A 19527-nucleotide genomic window follows, 5' to 3' on the forward strand; every position below is an offset into this window, starting at 1 on the left:
AGTTCTAAGTTCTAAGTTCTAAGTTCTAAGTTCTAAGTTCTAAGTTCTAAGTTCTAAGTTCTAAGTTCTAAGTTCTAAGTTCTAAGTTCTAAGTTCTAAGTTCTAAGTTCTAAAAAGGATGTTTTGGACTAACCACCATGTCAACTTTATTTCTGATTTTCTTATTACTTATCACTTAGTGCTTATTGCTTAACGCTTTCATGTCCTCTTTGTCGCATCATTTCAAACAAGCACACGCCTGTAGCTACGGAAACATTCAAACTGGAAACGCTACCCGCCATTGGGATCTTGATCAGCTCATCGCAGTGTTCTCGTGTTAAGCGTCGCATACCTTTTCCTTCGGCGCCCATCACCAAAGCGATAGGGCCGGTAAACTTTGACTGATACAGATCTTGTTCAGCTTCACCCGCGGTGCCAATAATCCATACGCCCAAATCTTGTAACGACTTAAGTGCCCTTACAAGGTTAGTCACGGCAAAAAAAGGTACCGATTCTGCAGCACCACAAGCGACCTTACGCACAGTAGCGTTTAAACCAACCGACTTATCTTTCGGAACGATAATAGCGTCGACACCCGCAGCGTCTGCTGTTCGAAAGCAAGCGCCTAAATTATGAGGATCGGTGACACCATCCAAGATTAACAAGAGTACGTTCCCTTCTTTTTGCTCCACCAATTGGTATAGCTCGTTTTCTCCTTGCACTAAAGCCCCTGTGTTGGCAATCTCGGCTACCACGCCTTGATGATTTTCCGTAGTCAGTTGATCCAGCTTCTGTTTATCCCATCGAACTACTGGAATACGGTGCTTTGCGGCAAGGCTTATCAACTTTTGTGCCTTGGCATCCTGACGGTTGGCCTGGAGATAAATTTTGATCACTTGATCAACGCTTTTTTTCAATAGGAGATCCACGGCATGGATCCCGCATACAATATTTTCAGCCATATTTTTGTCGTTCATTTTAATTTTGTATTAATGTTCAACGCTTCGACTTTCGTCCACGCTGCTTACCCGATGTTTTTTTCGTGCCATGAGACTTTTTCTTATGCGATTTTTTTTCGCCTTGGTTTTCGCCTTTATGCCCCCGTTTTTCTTCGGTTTGTGATTGTTGTTTTTTATTCTTCACAGACTTACTTTTCGCACGAGCGTAAAGTTTTTCACGCTCACTCATCGGCTTGCGTTGGCTGTTTAATTTTTGCTCAATCAAGTCAAAATCGATTTTACGGTCTTCCAAGTCGACATTCGACACTTCAATTTTTACCAAGTCACCCAAAGCATAACTGACACCACTGGACTCACCGACCAGTCGCTGTTTACCCGCTTCAAAATGAAAATAATCGCGTCCAAGTGACGTAACATGCACCAGACCATCAATATGGAATTCCTGAATGCGAACGAACATCCCAAAGTTAGTCACTGCAACGACTTCACCATCGTACTGCGATCCAATGTGAGCGGACATAAATTCGCATTTGAGCCAGTCGACAACTTCACGCGTCGCCATATCGGCATTACGCTCCGTTGCGGAACAAACCTCGCCCAGTTGGCTCAATTGCTCGTGGCTATAACTTTGAGAGCCGGTGTAACTCAGTTCAGCGTCTTGTTGTTCAAGTTTGGATTTAATCAAGCGATGAATTAATAAATCGGGATATCGTCGAATGGGCGAAGTAAAGTGTGTATAAGCCTTAAAGGCTAAACCAAAGTGACCAATATTATCCGGTGCATAGACAGCCTGGCTCATCGATCTCAACAACATGGTTTGAATTTGTTCGGCATCAGGACGATGACTCACACCTTTTAATAATTCTGCGTAATGTGCGGGATCGGGCGAATCGCCTCCAAATAAAAACAATCCTAACTCACCTAAATAACTGCGTAAGTCCTCAAGCTTCTTTTCGGTAGGACCTTCGTGAATGCGGTACATGCCAGGCATTTTATGTTTAAGAAAAAAGCGAGCGGCAGCAACATTGGCACAAATCATACATTCTTCAATAATGCGGTGTGCATCGTTGCGGATCACCGGTACCACTTTTTCGATTTTGCGTTGTTCATTAAAAACAATTTGTGTTTCTGTCGTTTCAAACTCAATCGCACCCCGTTTTTTTCGCTCAACCGCGCGTGCCTGATATAACGCATACAACTCTTCAAGGTGTGGAATCAGCGCCTTGTATTCTTCTCGTAAGGGCTTATCGCCTTGTAATATCGCCCATACTTTATTGTAAGTGAGTCGTGCTTTTGAGTGCATCACTGCGGGATAAAATTGATAACCGCTGATTTTACCTTTTGCACTAATGGTGACTTCACACACCATACACAAACGATCAACATGAGGATTTAAAGAACAAAGACCATTCGAAATTTGTTCCGGTAACATTGGAACGACATACTCCGGAAAGTACACCGAGTTACCTCTTTGACTGGCTTCAACATCCAAAGCACTGTTAGGTTGGACATAATGTGAAACATCGGCAATTGCAACCCATAAACGCCAACCACCGCTCTCTTTCCATTCACAATAAACCGCATCGTCAAAATCACGTGCGTCTTCACCATCAATAGTAACCAGTGGCAAATGGCGCAAATCCACTCTTCCCTGTTTATCGCGTTCGGCGACTTCTGGAGCCAGACGTTGCAACTCATTGAGTACCGCTTCGGGCCAATCGCGACGGATATTATAGTTGTGTATGGCGATATCAATTTCCATTCCCGGAGCCAGATAGTCACCTAACACTTGCACAACCGCCCCAACCGGCTGCGTCTGCTCGCCAGGTCGGGTGGTAATTCGCGCTACTACCACTTGCCCTTGCTCCGCACCTGCAGTCATTCCGGGCGAAATAAGAATATCTTGGGTAAATCGTTGATCGTTGGGTTTAACAAAAGCAATACCGCTTTCTTGATAAAAGCGCCCTACAATTTGCAGAGGCTGTTCCGACTCCAGTATTTCAACAATCTTAGTGTCGACACGACCACGACTGTCGAACCCTTTAGGACGACACACGACTCGTTCGCCATGGAATACCTTGCGCATTTCCCTTGCCGAGACAAACCAATCATCGCCGCCTTTGTCTGGGGTAAAAAAGCCAAAACCATCTTTGTGCGCTGAAATCACACCAGGCGTCAAATCCAGCTTATTAATTAAGCCATACGCACCTTTTCGATTGCGGATAAGTTGCCCGTCACGCTCCATGGCTTTAAGACGCCGACTCAGTGCGACCAGTTCCTCTTCATCATGAAGTCCTAATCCTTCCATTATCTCAGGAAAATGCGCCGGCCCTTGGTGATTGGCCAGAAACTCCAGAATAAACTCTCGGCTGGGAATGGGATTATCGTATTTGGCGGCTTCGCGTTGAAAGTGCGGATCTTTAATTTTCTTTTTAGGCATGGTTTGTCCATTTGTTTTATACCCTGCAAGTGTAACTTAAAAATGCCCAAAAACAGAATTGACAATCACCACTGGCCAACGTATATTTCGCCTCCCTATTGCCCAGGTGGTGAAATTGGTAGACACGCTAGCTTCAGGTGCTAGTGCTCTCACGGGCGTGGCGGTTCGAGTCCGCCCCTGGGCACCATTCGTAATACAAATCATCTCGGCTTTATTTATCACAGTGCTAATCAGCCACGCCGTGCGTGTCGACCGAAGCGTCGGACCGTCGAGTCCACCCTGGGCACCATTCGTAATACAAATCATCTCGGCTTTATTTATCACAGTGCTAATCAGCCACGCCGTGCGTGTCGGCCGAAGCGTCGGACCGTTGTGTCTATCGTTCCAGGCAACAAACCAAACTGCCTAACTTTATTTCATATCAACCGTAATCATTTCCACGGCTTCAAGTTTTTGAACCATTCCCGCAAATAATATAGTTTGAAACAGGGCTTATTAAGCCAACGTGCTTCTTCTCAATTTAACGAAAACAAAAGCGAGACGATAATATCCTTATAAGCTGAAAGTGCATTTAATCCAGTTAGTGCGTTGCGCAACGAGAGCGGTACTTTATAATGCCATGAGTTATAGGCGTCAGCACTTTAACAAGTAAAAATGATAGACTCTGGTAAACTGAAATCGTACTCCCATTATAAGTTCAGAACAGACAGCATAAACATTTTTAATGTTGGAGACTCGTAGGAGTGTGATTTACGTCATTATTCCATTACATGTACATCGGGATATGATTAACTCAAAAATCAATAATTAAGGAAACTCAAAATGAAACAACTACTCATGTTGTCAATATGCCTGTTATGCTTAAACTCTCAAGCAACAGGCCGGGCATCGGTTGTTGATATGTGGGCTAAGTTGGAGCTACCCGACGGTAATTTTTTACATGTTGAAGTTTTTACGACATGTGCGGGCAGCTCAAACAATGTTGGGGCTTTATTATTCAGTGACCAGCAAGTGGAAATTTTTGCATCAGGGCTCGATGCAAAGTATGGAATAGAGTATGGTAACCGTGTTCGTGAACAGTGGGCAAACAAAGCGAAGAATGAGGATCCACGTTTACCAACTTATTTGATTGTACTCAACTCGGGAACAAGAAGTGTTAAAAGTAAAAGAAAAACAATATTCTACAAAGAAGACGATAATAAAGAGTATATGCCACCGACTACTTTTGGCAATTGTGGCGGTTACGTTCACGATCCCAATATCAGCAAAAACAAAGACTCCTGAAGTATCAGAAGTATTTAAGCACATATCCAAGGCGCACGGTTTACCCTCAAACCGTACGCCCTCTATTTTTCTCGACTCTCATGGTTACCTTTGGGCCGCAACCTATAACGGTCTAGCTCGTTACGATGGTTCAAATTTTGAATTATTTTCGAAAAAACCAGATAAAAAAGTATTAAAGAGCGCCCAAGTCAATGCGATACATGTCATCGCGTCAAACAACTGGATGTCGGGGTCCCCTCCAAGCTATGTTGCTTATGTAGGACTCAATGATAAACAAGGCGTTCAAATTTTAGAAAACGGAAAAGTCACGGGTGAACTTTTAGAGTTAAACAATAGAACCATTAACCCAAATGGCATCATCGAAATCAACTCTGGTAAGTACTTGGCCATTTTATCCGAAAACATGGTTTTTATTATTGATACAGAAAGTAATCAAAAGGTAAAAACATACGAGTTTGACGCTTATGTGACCGCGATAGACAAAAACCTCAAGTTCGTTGGAACAACAAGCGGTATAAAACCGATGGGTTCGGCACAAACCATTAATCTCAATTTGAAAAATAAGTACGTCAATGCGGTCGAGCCTATCAATGGAGGAACGCTGTTCGGATTAAAACAGGGTCTTTATTTTCAAGCCACAAACGGAGAGTTAACCAGCGTAATGGGCTTCGAAAATATCAATGTCCGTTATATATCCAGCAAAGATGATACTGTGTTCATTGGTAGCAATAAAGGCCTTTTTGAATGCCCTACTACAATGAGTTCTGTGACAAATTGTAAGCGCTATTTAAAAGATAAAACCATAACGAGTATTGCACACGACCATCTGACAAACTTAATCTGGGCCTCAACGACCAGTAATGGCATTTTCCAGCTCGCTGGCAATCGACAAGATATTGTTAATTATGCGGGAATAGATGGTGTTTACTATCACTCAATCACTGAGATTAAAGATGAAACATTTATTGCAACTTTCGGAGATGGGTTGTGGCACTTTTCGTCTAACAACACACCTGTGAACTATGGCATAGAAAAAATTGGCAGCAATAAAATTTCTTCAATGAGTAAAGATGGTCAAGGACAACTCTGGATAGGACACTTTAATGGCGTTACTGTTTTTAATTTAGAAAAAAAACAGTTTAATCAGTTACTCAAAGATAAAATTGTTCTCAATGTTGTCTCAGGTAATGACTTTGTGTACGTAGGTACCGATCGGTCTGGAATTTACAAGCTTTCTTTAACCGGTGAAGTAGAAGATATTATCAGCCTAAAAGCGGATCTTTTCAGTAACGCTGTCACCGCATTAAATGTTGACGAGTTCGGTGTGCTTTGGGCAGGAACAGACGTTGGCCTATTTAAAATAGCGTCGGAAAAAGAAGTTACCCATTACTTGCATAACAAATCAATTTGGTCGCTTTTAACGCTGAATGCAAATGAACTTTTGATAGGTACAAATGGCGATGGGCTGTTACATTGGAAAGAAGGTGAAGTCGTAAAACAACTTACAACCAGTAACTCAAACCTTTTAAATGATACAATCTCAGACATTTCACTCTTCGAAGAAGGGCCCTCCCTGAGTTTCATACTCAGTACACTCGACGGTGTTTCGATTCTCAAATATTTGGATGCAGATTGGTTTCAAAACTTTACACAGAAAGATGGGCTTTACCCAAGTGAGTTACTAAGACATTCTACTAGCGTTACACCGGAAGGCTCTATTTATGTTGGAGGTGCAGACGGTTGGACCCTACTGAACTCATTACCCAATACAAAATCGATCCCATCCCTTCCGATATATTCAAAAACGCCTATACAAAGCATGTTAGAGTTTGGTCAATCGTTTTTGATAGAATTTACAATCGTCAATCACTCACACTTATACCCAACACGCTACTTCTATTCCATTGATAACGCCCCAATGCAAGAGTTACATACCAATGTTATTTATCTGGACTCATTAAGCCCAGGGGAACACACCATTAGAGTACATGCTCGCTCAAGCAGCGCTTCCGGTATTCGAGAGTTCCAGGTTACTGTGCTCCCCCCGCATAGCGAGTACTGGCTTTACGCTGCTGTTATTTTAATGATTCTAAGCACACTTTATTTTTATTATTGGCGAAAGGTAAAAAAACTCAATAAAACAATTGAAGGGCTGAATATTGAAATTGAAGAGTTGCTAAGAGACGAAGACTCAAACTCAATGCTGTTAGCTTATAACCATCTGCCTCTCGAAGTTCCCAAAACGATCAAGCAAATGGGGTTGGTCGAACAAATAAAGCTGGTTGTCACTTTAGATCAAAACTTAAACGCTGCGGTAACCATTAAGGACACTGTCGATCCAGACCAAACAATCAAGATGCCATTCGAAATAAAAGCACATTTGTGGGGCATATTTGCAGTTGCCATCAATCAATTAATGACACCGGGGCAGAAGCTCTCCATACACATGACCAGCAACGATCGCTTGTTTGATATGAAGCTCGTTTTCAAAGATAAAAATGACACAATCTTCAATGCCGTTAAGCAATTTATTAACAATCATTACGATCTTACAGGCATAAAGCTGCGGTACACAAACGCTTCAGCCGGAGCAATGATGACGATTCTGGTAGAAAAAACACAATTTACCTATGCCTAAATTATCATCTCGAGCGCTTCGTCCGAATAATTGGGTACCTCTACATGGGTGTCTCGTTACCGTTATTTCTTTTGGTGCTCACTATGGTTTATTGCAAAAATTAAGGCATAAAACATAAACACTTTTGGTCGCAGTCCGTAAAAATAAACAGTGGATCGCCGAGCTCTATGCAAGCCAAACAGCGTTAAGACCTTAACTCAAATCTTCTCCAACACGTAGAGCCAGCAGTAACTCATTGAGTTTTATTGCTTTTTAAAAGCTTCTTCTGCACTGTCCTGAGTTTTAGGACCTTTTATTTTTTAACATATCTTCCTTTCTAGCCAACCCGTCTATAATAAAGTATCCATTATTTATCGCTGTCATAAAGGAGCCGCGGTTGGAATTGCCTGGTGAGAATCATGTGCACCTTTGGAAAGTCGAGTTTCCGATCGACGCCGAGGTTAAAATTGCAGAGCAAAAAAAGCATTGGCGTGCTCTAACCCATCAGTGGATCAAGCAAGTTCTGGTAGACGAATATCAATTGGATGAAAGTCAAACTGAAATTGCCTATGAACCATCGGGTAAGCCCTACTTTCAAAATACCGCAGCGGGACTGCATATCAGCATAAGCCACTCTTACGAGCTGTCGGCATTTACACTGTCTTTAATCGATTCCGTGGGGGTCGATCTGGAAAAGCATTTGCCCAGAAAAAATCTGGAAGCCCTTTGGCAACATCTCAACTTAGAAGGCGAGCAACACGTCACCGGAGTGCACTTCTATCGATTGTGGACTCAACTAGAAGCCTACACCAAAGCCGTAGGTGCCAGTATTTGGGAGACACAACCTGTCGCGCCACAAATAATGAAGTTCAGCAAAACGGAGAAAGAAGTGAAAGGTGAAATCAACGGGAGCCCTTGGGCTTTTTTTGACAAGTCCAATGAAAAATACAGTTTGGCGATTGCCGTTGGCGGTGACGATTCCGCTAAACTCATCGAGCCTTAAAAATATTATTCTCGATTACGAGATATTGGGCAAAAAATAATCTTTTCGTGACCATTGCAATTTAGCCTCAATACACGTAGTATTCCCGCTCGCCGTTCCACATGATGGCCAAATTATTCTTTAAATATTAATAAGTTAGTTAACTTTCGTAAAATTATTAACTTTAAATTAGACGTCTATCCAGTTGTAAAAAGCCGCAATTTCATGACCGGGGTGAAATTTAATATCGAGCATTGGGCCGCCTGGGCACCAGGGCTAGAAACGAACAATCTATGGCAGCAATGGGCTGTAGGCTCGCTGTCGCCTAGCATTTTTACCGGTCAACCCGATACCAGTCAGCCTGACGCCAGTTTTATACCAGCGATGCAACGAAGGCGATTCAGTCGATTAAGCAAAATGGCTTTACATGTGGCACACAAATGTCAGGGAGATCATCAGGACATGAGTTCTGTGTTTGGCTCTCGACACGGTGAGTTGCAACGTACCCGTAAACTACTGGAAGAAGTCATCACTCAACAGCTGCTTTCGCCGACCGGCTTTAGCATGTCAGTTCACAATACGGCCAGCGGCTTGAACTCCATTCTCAATAAAAATCGACAGGCATCCACTTCCATTGCCGCAGGCCTTAATACGTTAGAGCATTGTTTTTTGGAGGCGTTTGGACTATTAACATCTGGAGAAAGAGAACAGGTATTAGTGGTTTATGCGGATGAACCCGTACCCAATGACTACCAAAGCTATATCGAGCATCCCGAAATTCCCGTGGCCGCAGCGTTTGTGGTTTCTTTATCTCAGCCTCGTTGGCAACTCACACTCTCTGCCACTAATGAGTCGAGTTCGCTAAGCGAAATGCCCATATTAAGCTTTATCCGCTTTTTCCTTGGTGGTCAGTCCGATTACCGATTGCTTACAGAAGGCAATCAGTGGCACTGGCATTACCTCGGTGAATAACCATGCGTGCTAAAATCAACTATTTATGGCGCGTACTGGCCACCGGTTGGTGTTTTGTTTCTTTTGGTCTGGGCGGATTGTTATTGACACTCACTGTATTTCCCTGGTTGAACCTTACCGTTAAAGATCGCCAAATACGCAAAAAGAAAGCGCAATACGTAATCCACCGGTGCTTTCGCTTTTTTATAGGTCAGATGATAGTTCTGGGTGTTATGCGTGTAACTTTAAAAAATAGAGAGCGATTGTCTCCTTCGGGTGGGCAATTAATTCTCGCCTCACATCCAACATTGATCGATGTGGTTTTACTTATCTCACTTCTACCGGAAACGGACTGCATTGTAAAACGACAACTGTTTCAAAACTTCTTTCTTAAAGGCGTTGTAACCGCCGCAGACTATACCAGTAATTCAGATGACCCCGCCGTACTGATGGAAAGCTGTAAAAGAATTCTCGATGAGAAAAATTCGCTGATTATTTTTCCGGAAGGCACCCGTTCAGTACCAGGCAAATCGCTCAAACTGCAAAGAGGTGCATCGCGTATCGCTTTATACGCTCGCAAAGATATAACACCAGTAACGATAACCTGCACTCCTCCTGCATTAATGAAAGGAGTTCCTTGGTATCGAGTGCCAGAACGTCCGTTTCACGTCACTCTGTCGGTAGGTGAAAATATTGCCATAAAACCATACTTTGATTGCACTCAAGCAGAAAGCAAACAAGCACGCCAATTGACCGACTATTTAAAAAATTATTTTACAGAGGAAATTACCACCCATGAACCAGCTTGAGCAAGAACTGAAGCAATTAATCATTGATGCTTTAGAACTCGAAGATATGACCAGTGACGATATTGAATCTGAAGCCCCCTTGTTTGCCGAAGGTTTGGGTTTAGATTCCATTGATGCTCTAGAAATTGGTGTTGCCATTCAAAAAAAATACAATGTTAAGCTGGATGCCAACGCGGAAGAAAATAAAAAGCATTTTCATAGCATCGCCAACATGGCCAAATTTATTCAACAGAATCAGTAACACCGGAGTAACCCTGCAATGAAATCACGCGCAGAAATTTTAATCACCTTGAAAGACATTCTGGATGAATTATTCGAAATTGATGCTAATGATGTTTCTGAAGAGAGTCATCTATACAACGACCTCGACTTAGACAGCATTGACGCCGTCGATCTGGTTATCAAACTTCAAGAGCTGACCGGTAAGAAACTCAAGCCTGAAGAGTTTAAAAACGTTCGCACCGTTTCAGATGTCATCGATGCTGTTGAAAAACTGGTCGCCTAAATTGCCAGCAATTTTGCAAGTCATAGTTTCGGTGGTTTTTATTGTTTATCCACTGATTGTTTACTTTGGCTTGCAATATTTTGAAGCCCGCTACCTCGCAATCGCTTTATTGGCATTATTTGCATTGCGTTTAGCGACACAAAAAAATTTAAAACAAACAAAAGCTTTGTTTACTCCTGGTATGTTTATAACAATAGGTGTACTGATAACAGCAGCTATTGTTTTCAACCAAATTCGTTACATCCAGTTTTATCCGGTTTTTCTAAATTTATTCTTATTTCTGCATTTTTCGCTGAGTCTAAAAAAACCACCTAATATGATTGAGCGTTTTGCTCTTGCAATGGGCGAGCCTGAATCCCCTGAATTAAGCCGTTATACAAAAAAAGTATGCATTGTTTGGTGTTTGTTCTTCATTATTAACGGGACCATCGCTTACTACACGACGACATTTGATACCCTAAAGTGGTGGACACTGTACAACGGACTTATCGCTTACTTGTTAATGGGACTTATTTTCGCGATCGAGCTATTTTGTCGCCCTAAACGTGAAACACCGGCGAAGTGATCATGAATAGTTTAACATCCAGCGCTTGCCCCGCTTTATTACCTCATACCCATGTTTGGTGGAGCAAGTTAATGGCGACCAATGCGAACCATATCATAGCTCTGCATAAAAACAATCCAATTGGTTATTCACAGTTTTATCGAGATTTACTTTGTATTAATGAATTAGTTTCAAAAAGTGAACATCAACGTTGGTTATTATTCACCGAGAATAGCTATTATTTTTTACTGAGTTTTATTGCACTTGCTGCAAATAACAAACACATCATACTGCCTCCCAACGGCCAACAAGGTACGATTATTAACCTAGCCGGTCAATTCGATAATGCGCTAGGTGATGAATTTTTATCATCACCTCATCAAAACATTGCAAAGCTACTCGAAACTTCTAAAACAGAGATTTCGACAACTTCATTAACCATGTACGATGTTAAACTCACGTTTTTTACTTCGGGCTCCACCGGTAATGCGAAGCCCGTTTCTAAAAAACTCAGTCATTTGTTGCAAGAAGTGCAAACATTGCAAAATACATGGGGTGAGGAGCTTCTCAATAGTTTATGTGTTAGTACTGTTTCACATCAACATATTTATGGGTTGTTATTTCGTTTACTCTGGCCATTTACTTCCAAACGCTTATTTTGCAGTGAACGAGTGGAATACCCAGAGCAAATAGACGCGTTAGCACAGCAATATTCCCAATTACATTTGGTCAGCAGTCCTGCACATCTTCATCGTATTGGCGATATCCTTACTCCCAAATTACTCACCCAACGTTTGGGCCTCATTTTTAGCTCTGGTGGCCCGTTGACTTTAGAAACCGCTGAGCTTTACTTTAATCGACTCAATCTATGCCCAATTGAAGTTTTCGGTAGTACCGAAACCGGAGGTGTTGCTTGGCGACAAAGGTTTCCGAACAACCAAAGCGGCTTTTGGCAATGCTTCAAGGATGTATCCGTTACAACCATTGGTGATCAAAATCAGCTGTGCGTATCTTCACCTTTTATTGATACTCACGATAATCAATTCATAATGGGTGACAAGGTTCGTATACTCGATCAGAGGCAATTCGAACTGCTAGGCCGGATTGATCGCATCGTTAAGATTGAAGAAAAGCGAATATCTCTGGACCAAGTTGAACAACTACTGATGCAATCTGACTGCGTTCAATCAGCGAAAGTCATCATAGCACCCGGTAAACGTAAAGCATTAGGTTGTGTGATTGTTTTAACGCAAGAAGGTCATACATTATTAGCCAATGGTAAATTGTCACTGGTTCAGCGACTCAAGCATGAACTCAATGCTCACTTAGAAAAAGTGGTATTACCGAGAAAGTGGCGCTTTGTGAACGACTTTCCTGTTAATGAACAAGGTAAAACCACCGTCAGTGCATTAGAAAATTTATTCAAGGACAAGCCATGAAACGACTACCCGATTACCAGGAAATCGAGCGCAGTGACCAACAGGTAAAGCTACTGCTTTCTATAACATCAGACATTGTTTATCTACAAGGTCACTTTCCTGAAGCGCCAATCTTACCCGGTGTAGTACAAACACAATGGTCTATTGAGTTGGCGCAAAAATTTTGGCCGTTTGAAATACAATGCCAATCACTTAAGCAGATAAAGTTTAAAGAACTCATTTTGCCTGGCAATCAAGTTGTTTTGGCGTTGCAATTTAAAGCAGAAAAAAAGCAATTGGTTTTCAGTTATCACAATGCCGATGAAAGCCAGCCTTTATCTTCTGGCATCATTGAACAGGTCATTAAAGTCGAATGAAATTTTCGCCCTGCATTGTAATCCCAGTTTACAATCATTATCGAATGATTGAGTCTACTGTGGCCAAGATCCATGAAAAACGTTATCCGGTAATTTTGGTAAATGATGGTTCGGATCAAACCACTACCGATACTTTGCGTGATATTGCAAACCGATACTCTTCGGTTGAACTGGTCGAGCACAGTGAAAACCAAGGCAAAGGTGGTGCAGTGATAACCGGAATTTATCGTGCCGCTGAATTAAATTTTAGCCATGCATTGCAAGTTGATGCGGATGGCCAACACAACCTGGACGATATCGATACATTTATCGCTTCAGCCAATCAACACCCAGATGCATTGATTTGTGGTATCCCGCAATTTGACAAGAGTGTTCCTAAACATCGTTTCTACGCTCGCTATTTGACTCACGTCTGGGTCTGGATTGAGTGTTTATCTTTCACTATTAAAGACTCCATGTGCGGATTTCGAGTTTATCCTTTGCAGCCCGTTCTGAAAACGATAAAGCGCCACTCAATTGGTAAACGCATGGATTTTGATACCGAAATTTTAGTGAAATTATATTGGGATGGTGTTGCTATTATCAATCAGCCGACACGCGTCATTTACCCAGAAGATGGCGAATCTCACTTTCAACCATGGCGCGATAATGTGTTAATTAGCAAAATGCACACGCGCCTGTTCTTTGGCATGCTTTGGCGAGCGCCAATGTTGTTGACTCGAAAGCTGAAACGAAAAAACAAACCTACCCATTTAACCGCACAGCGAAAAGAAAAAGGTTCTCGGTTGGGTATTAACTTATTGCTAAAGTGCTACCAATGGTTTGGTTTAAAACCCGTCTATTTATTACTTTACCCCATTATCTTTTACTTTCTAGTCACCTCCCCCGTGCAAAGGCGGGTTTCTTTAGCGTATTTACGTCGCCTACACCGGAGAAGTCAGCGCGATTTATTTGAAAGCCAACCGGGCTTTTGGCAAGCATTCCAACATTTTTATCAATTTGGTGTCATCAACGCCGATAAATTTCCAGCTTGGTCTGGAAAAGTACATTTGGACGACTTAAATTTTGCCAATGAGCATGACTTACAGAAAATTCGTGAATCGAAAAAAGGCGCCTTATTTTTTTTAAGTCATGTTGGCAATATCGATATGGGTCGTGCAATTTCCGCAAAATACGCCGATATCCCGATCAACTTTGTTGTTGATTACGAGCATTCTGGCATGTTTAATTCGGCGTTGGAATCTATTTCTAGTGACGCCAAACAAAGATTAATACACATTAAAGATTTTGGCATTGACACAGCCATTGACTTAAAACAACGCATCGATCAGGGTGAAATTATCGTTATTGCGGCAGACAGGCGAGATGAACAATTACCGTCAACGGATCTACCAGTAACGTTTTTAGGTGAAACAGCACTGCTCAACCGAGGACCATTTCTCCTCGCTGGATTAATGGAGTGCCCTGTATTCAGTTTCTGCTTTATCAAAACCGCCACCGGTTACGACTTCCACCTCGACAAACTAACCGACGGCATTCAATTAAAACGCAAAACTCGACAGCAACAACTGAAAAATCTGGCGCAAGTTTACGCCGATAGACTTGAAAGTTATTGTGAGAAAGCGCCCTATCAGTGGTTTAATTTCTTTGACTTTTGGCAACATAACCAAATAACAACCACTGAGTTATCATTACAGGTACACAAACATGAGTAAACAAAAAGTCCTGATAAGTTTTGGTGATAATGCCATTACCATTGAGGATATAGTCAACATTGCTAACGGTAATCACAAAGTAAGATTATCAGCGAACGATGATTTTCAAAAAAAGATCCGAAAAGGCGCTGAGTTTCTGGAAAAGCTGCTCAAGGAAGACGGTGTGATATACGGTGTCACTACCGGCTATGGTGACTCCTGTACCGTTAATGTTCCCGCTCATTTGGTGCATGAGCTTCCGGTACACTTAACTCGGTATCATGGTTGTGGTATGGGACGTTATTTTACTGAGCCACAAACATTGGCCATTCTAGCAACGCGTTTATGTTCGCTTTCTCAAGGTTTTTCCGGTGTACGCTGGGAGTTACTGGAGCAACTTACCCAACTGATCAACCATCAAATTCTTCCTTTAATCCCAGAAGAAGGCTCAGTGGGTGCCAGTGGTGATTTAACGCCTTTGTCTTATGTCGGAGCTGCGCTTATCGGAGAGCGCGATGCACTGTATCAAGGAGAACAAAAGCCCATCGCCGAAGTTTATAAAGCCTTAAACATCGAACCAATAAAATTGGCACCTAAAGAAGGTCTTGCCATTATGAATGGCACTGCGGTTATGACGGCGATTGCTTGCATTGCATGGAAACGCGCAGAGTACTTAATGCGACTCAGCACTCGAATCACGTCCTTGTCGTCACTCGCGTTGCTCGGTAACAGTGCGCATTTCGACGACATTTTATTTTCTGTCAAGCCGCATCAGGGGCAACAAAAAACAGCAGAACGCATACGCATCGACTTGAATCATCACGAACATCCTCGCAATTCCGCGAGATTGCAGGATCGTTATTCGATACGATGTGCGCCTCACATCATTGGCGTTTTAGCCGACGCCTTGCCATGGATGAAACGCGATATAGAAAATGAATTAAACAGTGCCAATGATAATCCCATTATTGATGGTGAAGGTGAGCATGTCTTACACGGTGGTCACTTTTACGGTGGGCACATTGCCTTTGTGATGGATTCAATGAAAAACTGCATCGCCAATTTGGCCGACTTGATGGATCGACAGATGGCATTGTTAGTTGACCAGCGATTTAATCACGGTTTACCGTCTAATTTATCCGGAGCACCCGAACACCGCTCACCGATTAATCACGGATTTAAAGCGGTACAAATTGGCGTGTCATCTTGGACAGCGGAAGCTTTAAAACTGACCATGCCCGCGTCGGTGTTTTCTCGCTCCACCGAATGCCATAACCAGGATAAAGTCAGCATGGGAACCATTGCTGCACGTGACTGCATGCGCGTACTTGAGTTAACCGAACAAGTCGCATCGGCTGTTTTATGGTCAGCGGTTCAAGGCATTCATTTACGCGTCAAAGACAACCAACTGGACCTTAATACTCTTACGGATGATGTTAAAGAAACGGTCAGCCAGGTAGACACATTAGTCGACTACATCGACGAGGATCGAATGATGGAACATGATTTACGCAAATTGTTGCTTCATGTACAACAGGAGTACTTTAATCTGTATGAATAAATTATCAGCCAGTGTCGAAGTCACCCCTCCCTTTCATGATATCGATCAACTGGGTATTGTTTGGCACGGCCATTACATAAAATACTTTGAAATCGCTCGCTGCGAGCTGTTAAAAAAGTTTCAATACGATTATCCAGACATGGTGAAGTCTGGATACATCTGGCCAATCGTTGATGTTAGAGTAAAATATGTTGGCTCTTTGTATTACGATCAAACCGTAACCGTTACCGCAACACTGATCGAGTACGAAAATCGAATACGTATTGACTATCGTATTCGTGATCAGAAAGGCACCGTGTTAACCAAAGGACAAACAACACAAGTTGCCATAAACAATACGACTCGCGAACTTGAATTCAACTCACCCGATGTGGTGATCAAAAACGTGGAAAGTGCGCTCAATGATCAATAAACTTGCAATTGCAATGTGTTTGGCATTTTTCGGGAACCTCTGTGCGAGTGATCAAAATGCCTTGTCGCAAGTTTCTCAATGCATATCGGTTGGCTCACAACTCAAAGGGCAGTTTAAGCAAGAAAAACACATCGCCATTTTAACACGCCCCGTAATTACCAGTGGCGAGTTTCAAATCAATGGCAACGAACTTTCTTGGCAACAACTGAAACCCATCTGGGTTAAATACACCATTAATGAAGAGTCCATCTTTCGAAACAAGCAAAACGAATCACCGCAACTGATTGCTCGCATGAGTGACAATTCCTATAGTCAGTTGCTGGCAACCCTACTGCATGCCATGGCAGGAAATTTTGAAAAATTACAAAACAGTTTTGATTTGAGTATAAGAAATGACACTTGCCAGTGGCAAATATCTCTCAAAGAAAAAAATGCAGATACCCAAAATAGAATGGCTCGATTTGTGTTAAGCGGCAGTCAGTTAGTTGAGAAAGTTATGATTGAAGAAACCTCTGGCGACCGCACTGAAATCTACTTTCAATATCCAGCGCTTCCTTAATAATTCCAAATGCGCGCACTTGCCTTACTCTGGACCTTTATCATAACCGCTGCAATTATCTTCAGCGGATATCGGCTGTACCAAGGTCAAGCACTGGAAACGGATATTTTTACCATTATCCCCGATGTTGACATTGCTCCAGGCTTTCAACAAGCCGCCGCTAAAGCGCTAGCAAACGACGAAAATAAGGTGCTGGTGTTGTTAGAAGGTAAGCAAAAGACGGCGTTGCTCGATGTTGCCGATAAGCTAGCGTCAGAGATCAAACAACATTCATGGTTAGCCCTGCATAAACAGCGACCGCCAGATTCTTTTTTCCATCAGTTATTCGATTATCGTTACGGTTTACTTGATACCGATACTCAGGAGCTGCTTCACTTACAAGAAAAGCCGGTATTATTAAACCAGAAGCCAGAAAATATTAAACAACTTTTTAATCAACGCTTGCAGCAGAATTTTGCCGATGCGTTATCGCTGGGTACCAGCAACCGTTTTGCAGACGATCCTTTTGGGTTATTCGAACATTATATACAACGGCAATTGCCAAGGTCCCCTTTTGTCATAGAGCGCGGTTATCCTATCGTTCAACAAGAACAGAAAGTATTTCTAATTTTAACCTTGGCATTAAAAGGTTCTGTTTTTGGGTCAGAGTTACAAAGCCAATTTCATCTTCTGGAACAACAATTCGAAAAGTTAGCCAGCGAACATAAAGTATCACTGTCTTCGCTTGGCGTTATTCAACACGCTGCACAATCTCGTACACAAGCCCAACAAGAAATTTCGACCATCGGCAGTGTTTCTTTACTGGGTATACTATTACTATTTTTGCTGTGTTTTCGAAGTTTAACACCCATGTTTTGGGCACTACTTGCCCTAACCAGTGGAACCCTTATTGCGTTTTCCCTTTCGCTCTTGGTATTGGGTCGTATTCATATATTAACTTTGGTTTTTGGTGCCAGCGTGATCGGTATCGCAATCGACTACGTTTTTCACTTTTTTGCGTACCAACGGATCAATCGAGTAAGCGGAAAAAAAACATTACACCATATTCGCACAGCGATCAGTCTTGGCTTATTCACCAGCCTTTGCGGATTCGCATCACTTTACTTCACGAATTTTCCGGCGTTGATGCAACTTTCAATATTTGCGATGGGCGGTCTATTGGGTGCGTTTGCCAGTGTTTATTGTTGGCTCGGTACAATGACAGCACCAATCTCTACACCTCGGGTTTTCTCTATCCAGCATCCGATGTTGCATTTGTATAAAAAACACTTAAACGTTTTTGGCGGGGTTACTGCTTTATTTTTGTTGTTATTGCTGGCGCTGGTGCTCTTCCCTATTCGCAGTAACGATGACATTCGTTTATTACGCATCGAATTTCCAGAGTTGGAACAACGTCAAGTACAGTTGCAACAACTGAGCGACAGTCGGCGACATACCGGATTTATTTTACTGCGCGCACCAACGTTATCGGAGCTACTCTTACGAGAGAAAGAAGCATTAACCCAACTGAAGCAATCACAAAAATCCGAATCAATTCGTCAAATTTTTGCACTTTCAAAACTGATCCCTGCGAAAGAGGTTTTGCAAGCCAATCATGCTTCGTTCAATCAGCACGTGGTTCAATCAAACATTGCGGAAAAAGTGCTACTGGAATTTGGTTTGCAGCCCAACATTATTGCCCAAGCGCTGACGCAAATGTCAAAACCCATAACCGAAAGCTACGAAGAAGATTTACCATCACTGATTCAATCCTCTCCCTTTTCACACTTGTTAATCGGTCAAATCGATGATCTTTGGTACAGCCAGATCCAGCTGGATGCCCCTGCTGATATCAACCTCGCCAACACCTTTCATTCGAACAATATCGTCTGGTATGACAAAGTCGGCAACATCAATCGCCTGTTTGGTGAGTTTCGTCGGTTAGCCATTACTTATTTGTCGGGAGCTTATTTATTAGTAACGTTGCTATTTTGTTGGCGATACGGGGTTAAGAAAGGTTTTGCCACAGTACTCCCTTCGCTTACCGCAATTACGGCAACGCTCTTGTTGCTGTCATTGTTTGGCGTCGCACTTAATTTGTTCCATTTATTAGCAACGATTTTAGTATTGGCCGTAGGAATCGATTTCAGCTTGTTTCTTAATGAATCCAAAGGCGAAGTCAAGCCTGCCCTATTAGCCGCCAGTCTTTCCGCCGTCACAACATTACTGGCTTTCGGGTTGCTCTCCTTCAGTGCCACCCATGCTTTAGCCTCTTTTGGTATTGTGATTTGTATTGGTATTGTGATTGTTTATCTGCTAGCTCCTGTTACACTGAGCCGCAATTAATCGTTTCAGAATAAGTCTCGTGATATTATTTTTCCGCAACCTATTTTTCTGCCTATTTCTGAGCACTTTGTTGGCTTGCCAAACTCGGCCACCAAAACCACCTGAGCGCCA

General features: G+C 42.4%; 17 protein-coding genes and 1 tRNA gene. 16 read left to right on the forward strand and 2 right to left on the reverse strand.

Translation table 11 applies throughout. From position 1 onward, the window contains the following. Positions 1–182: 182 nt before the first annotated feature. Both rlmB and rnr read right to left on the reverse strand, forming a co-directional pair. Entirely contained in the window at positions 183–941 is a 759-nt protein-coding gene (gene rlmB, locus ACTUJY_RS19120; protein WP_463617740.1) for a 23S rRNA (guanosine(2251)-2'-O)-methyltransferase RlmB, read from the reverse strand. A 34-nt stretch (positions 942–975) separates the two neighbouring features. Further along, complete coding sequence (rnr, locus tag ACTUJY_RS19125) at positions 976–3378, reverse strand: ribonuclease R (RefSeq protein ID WP_463617741.1); 2403 nt, start codon at positions 3376–3378, stop codon at positions 976–978. Positions 3379–3478: 100 nt separating this feature from the next. Here rnr and ACTUJY_RS19130 point away from each other — a divergent pair. From ACTUJY_RS19130 to ACTUJY_RS19205, 16 genes are all read left to right on the forward strand, one after another. After that, positions 3479–3565: transfer RNA gene (locus tag ACTUJY_RS19130), tRNA-Leu, on the forward strand. A 635-nt stretch (positions 3566–4200) separates the two neighbouring features. Next, complete coding sequence (locus ACTUJY_RS19135; RefSeq protein ID WP_463617742.1) at positions 4201–4662, forward strand: hypothetical protein; 462 nt, start codon at positions 4201–4203, stop codon at positions 4660–4662. Beyond that, positions 4613–7300: a ligand-binding sensor domain-containing protein gene (locus ACTUJY_RS19140; RefSeq protein WP_463617743.1), complete on the forward strand. Its 2688-nt coding sequence runs from the start codon at positions 4613–4615 to the stop codon at positions 7298–7300. Before ACTUJY_RS19135 ends, ACTUJY_RS19140 begins: the two co-directional genes overlap by 50 nt. Before the next feature lie 376 nt (positions 7301–7676). Continuing rightward, the gene (locus ACTUJY_RS19145; protein ID WP_463617744.1) at positions 7677–8282 is read left to right on the forward strand and encodes a 4'-phosphopantetheinyl transferase family protein; all 606 of its coding nucleotides are present in this window, start codon (positions 7677–7679) and stop codon (positions 8280–8282) included. 204 nt (positions 8283–8486) lie between these two features. Beyond that, positions 8487–9233, forward strand: a complete 747-nt coding sequence (locus ACTUJY_RS19150; protein ID WP_463617745.1) for a beta-ketoacyl synthase chain length factor — start codon at positions 8487–8489, stop codon at positions 9231–9233. Positions 9234–9235: 2 nt separating this feature from the next. Further along, on the forward strand, positions 9236–10021 hold the full coding sequence (locus tag ACTUJY_RS19155; RefSeq protein ID WP_463617746.1) for a lysophospholipid acyltransferase family protein: 786 nt from the start codon (positions 9236–9238) through the stop codon (positions 10019–10021). Further along, entirely contained in the window at positions 10008–10262 is a 255-nt protein-coding gene (locus tag ACTUJY_RS19160) for a phosphopantetheine-binding protein (protein WP_463617747.1), read from the forward strand. The genes ACTUJY_RS19155 and ACTUJY_RS19160 overlap by 14 nt, the downstream gene beginning before the upstream one ends. Positions 10263–10280: 18 nt before the next feature. Then, positions 10281–10526, forward strand: coding sequence for an acyl carrier protein (locus ACTUJY_RS19165; RefSeq protein WP_463617748.1), 246 nt, complete (start codon positions 10281–10283; stop codon positions 10524–10526). Beyond that, on the forward strand, positions 10501–11091 hold the full coding sequence (locus tag ACTUJY_RS19170) for a COG4648 family protein (protein ID WP_463617749.1): 591 nt from the start codon (positions 10501–10503) through the stop codon (positions 11089–11091). The genes ACTUJY_RS19165 and ACTUJY_RS19170 overlap by 26 nt, the downstream gene beginning before the upstream one ends. A gap of 2 nt (positions 11092–11093) precedes the next feature. After that, a complete protein-coding gene (locus tag ACTUJY_RS19175; RefSeq protein WP_463617750.1) occupies positions 11094–12509 on the forward strand; it encodes an AMP-binding protein in 1416 nt (471 codons plus the stop codon). Next, positions 12506–12865: an ApeI family dehydratase gene (locus ACTUJY_RS19180; RefSeq protein WP_463617751.1), complete on the forward strand. Its 360-nt coding sequence runs from the start codon at positions 12506–12508 to the stop codon at positions 12863–12865. Before ACTUJY_RS19175 ends, ACTUJY_RS19180 begins: the two co-directional genes overlap by 4 nt. After that, complete coding sequence (locus ACTUJY_RS19185; RefSeq protein WP_463617752.1) at positions 12862–14580, forward strand: glycosyltransferase family 2 protein; 1719 nt, start codon at positions 12862–12864, stop codon at positions 14578–14580. Before ACTUJY_RS19180 ends, ACTUJY_RS19185 begins: the two co-directional genes overlap by 4 nt. Continuing rightward, a complete protein-coding gene (locus ACTUJY_RS19190) occupies positions 14573–16120 on the forward strand; it encodes an HAL/PAL/TAL family ammonia-lyase (protein ID WP_463617753.1) in 1548 nt (515 codons plus the stop codon). Before ACTUJY_RS19185 ends, ACTUJY_RS19190 begins: the two co-directional genes overlap by 8 nt. After that, complete coding sequence (locus ACTUJY_RS19195; RefSeq protein WP_463617754.1) at positions 16113–16532, forward strand: acyl-CoA thioesterase; 420 nt, start codon at positions 16113–16115, stop codon at positions 16530–16532. Before ACTUJY_RS19190 ends, ACTUJY_RS19195 begins: the two co-directional genes overlap by 8 nt. After that, the gene (locus tag ACTUJY_RS19200; RefSeq protein ID WP_463617755.1) at positions 16522–17091 is read left to right on the forward strand and encodes a LolA family protein; all 570 of its coding nucleotides are present in this window, start codon (positions 16522–16524) and stop codon (positions 17089–17091) included. The genes ACTUJY_RS19195 and ACTUJY_RS19200 overlap by 11 nt, the downstream gene beginning before the upstream one ends. Positions 17092–17100: 9 nt before the next feature. Continuing rightward, positions 17101–19416, forward strand: coding sequence for an MMPL family transporter (locus ACTUJY_RS19205; RefSeq protein WP_463617756.1), 2316 nt, complete (start codon positions 17101–17103; stop codon positions 19414–19416). Positions 19417–19527 lie beyond the last annotated feature (111 nt).

The sequence above is a fragment of the Pleionea sp. WD8-19 genome, assembly GCF_055326765.1.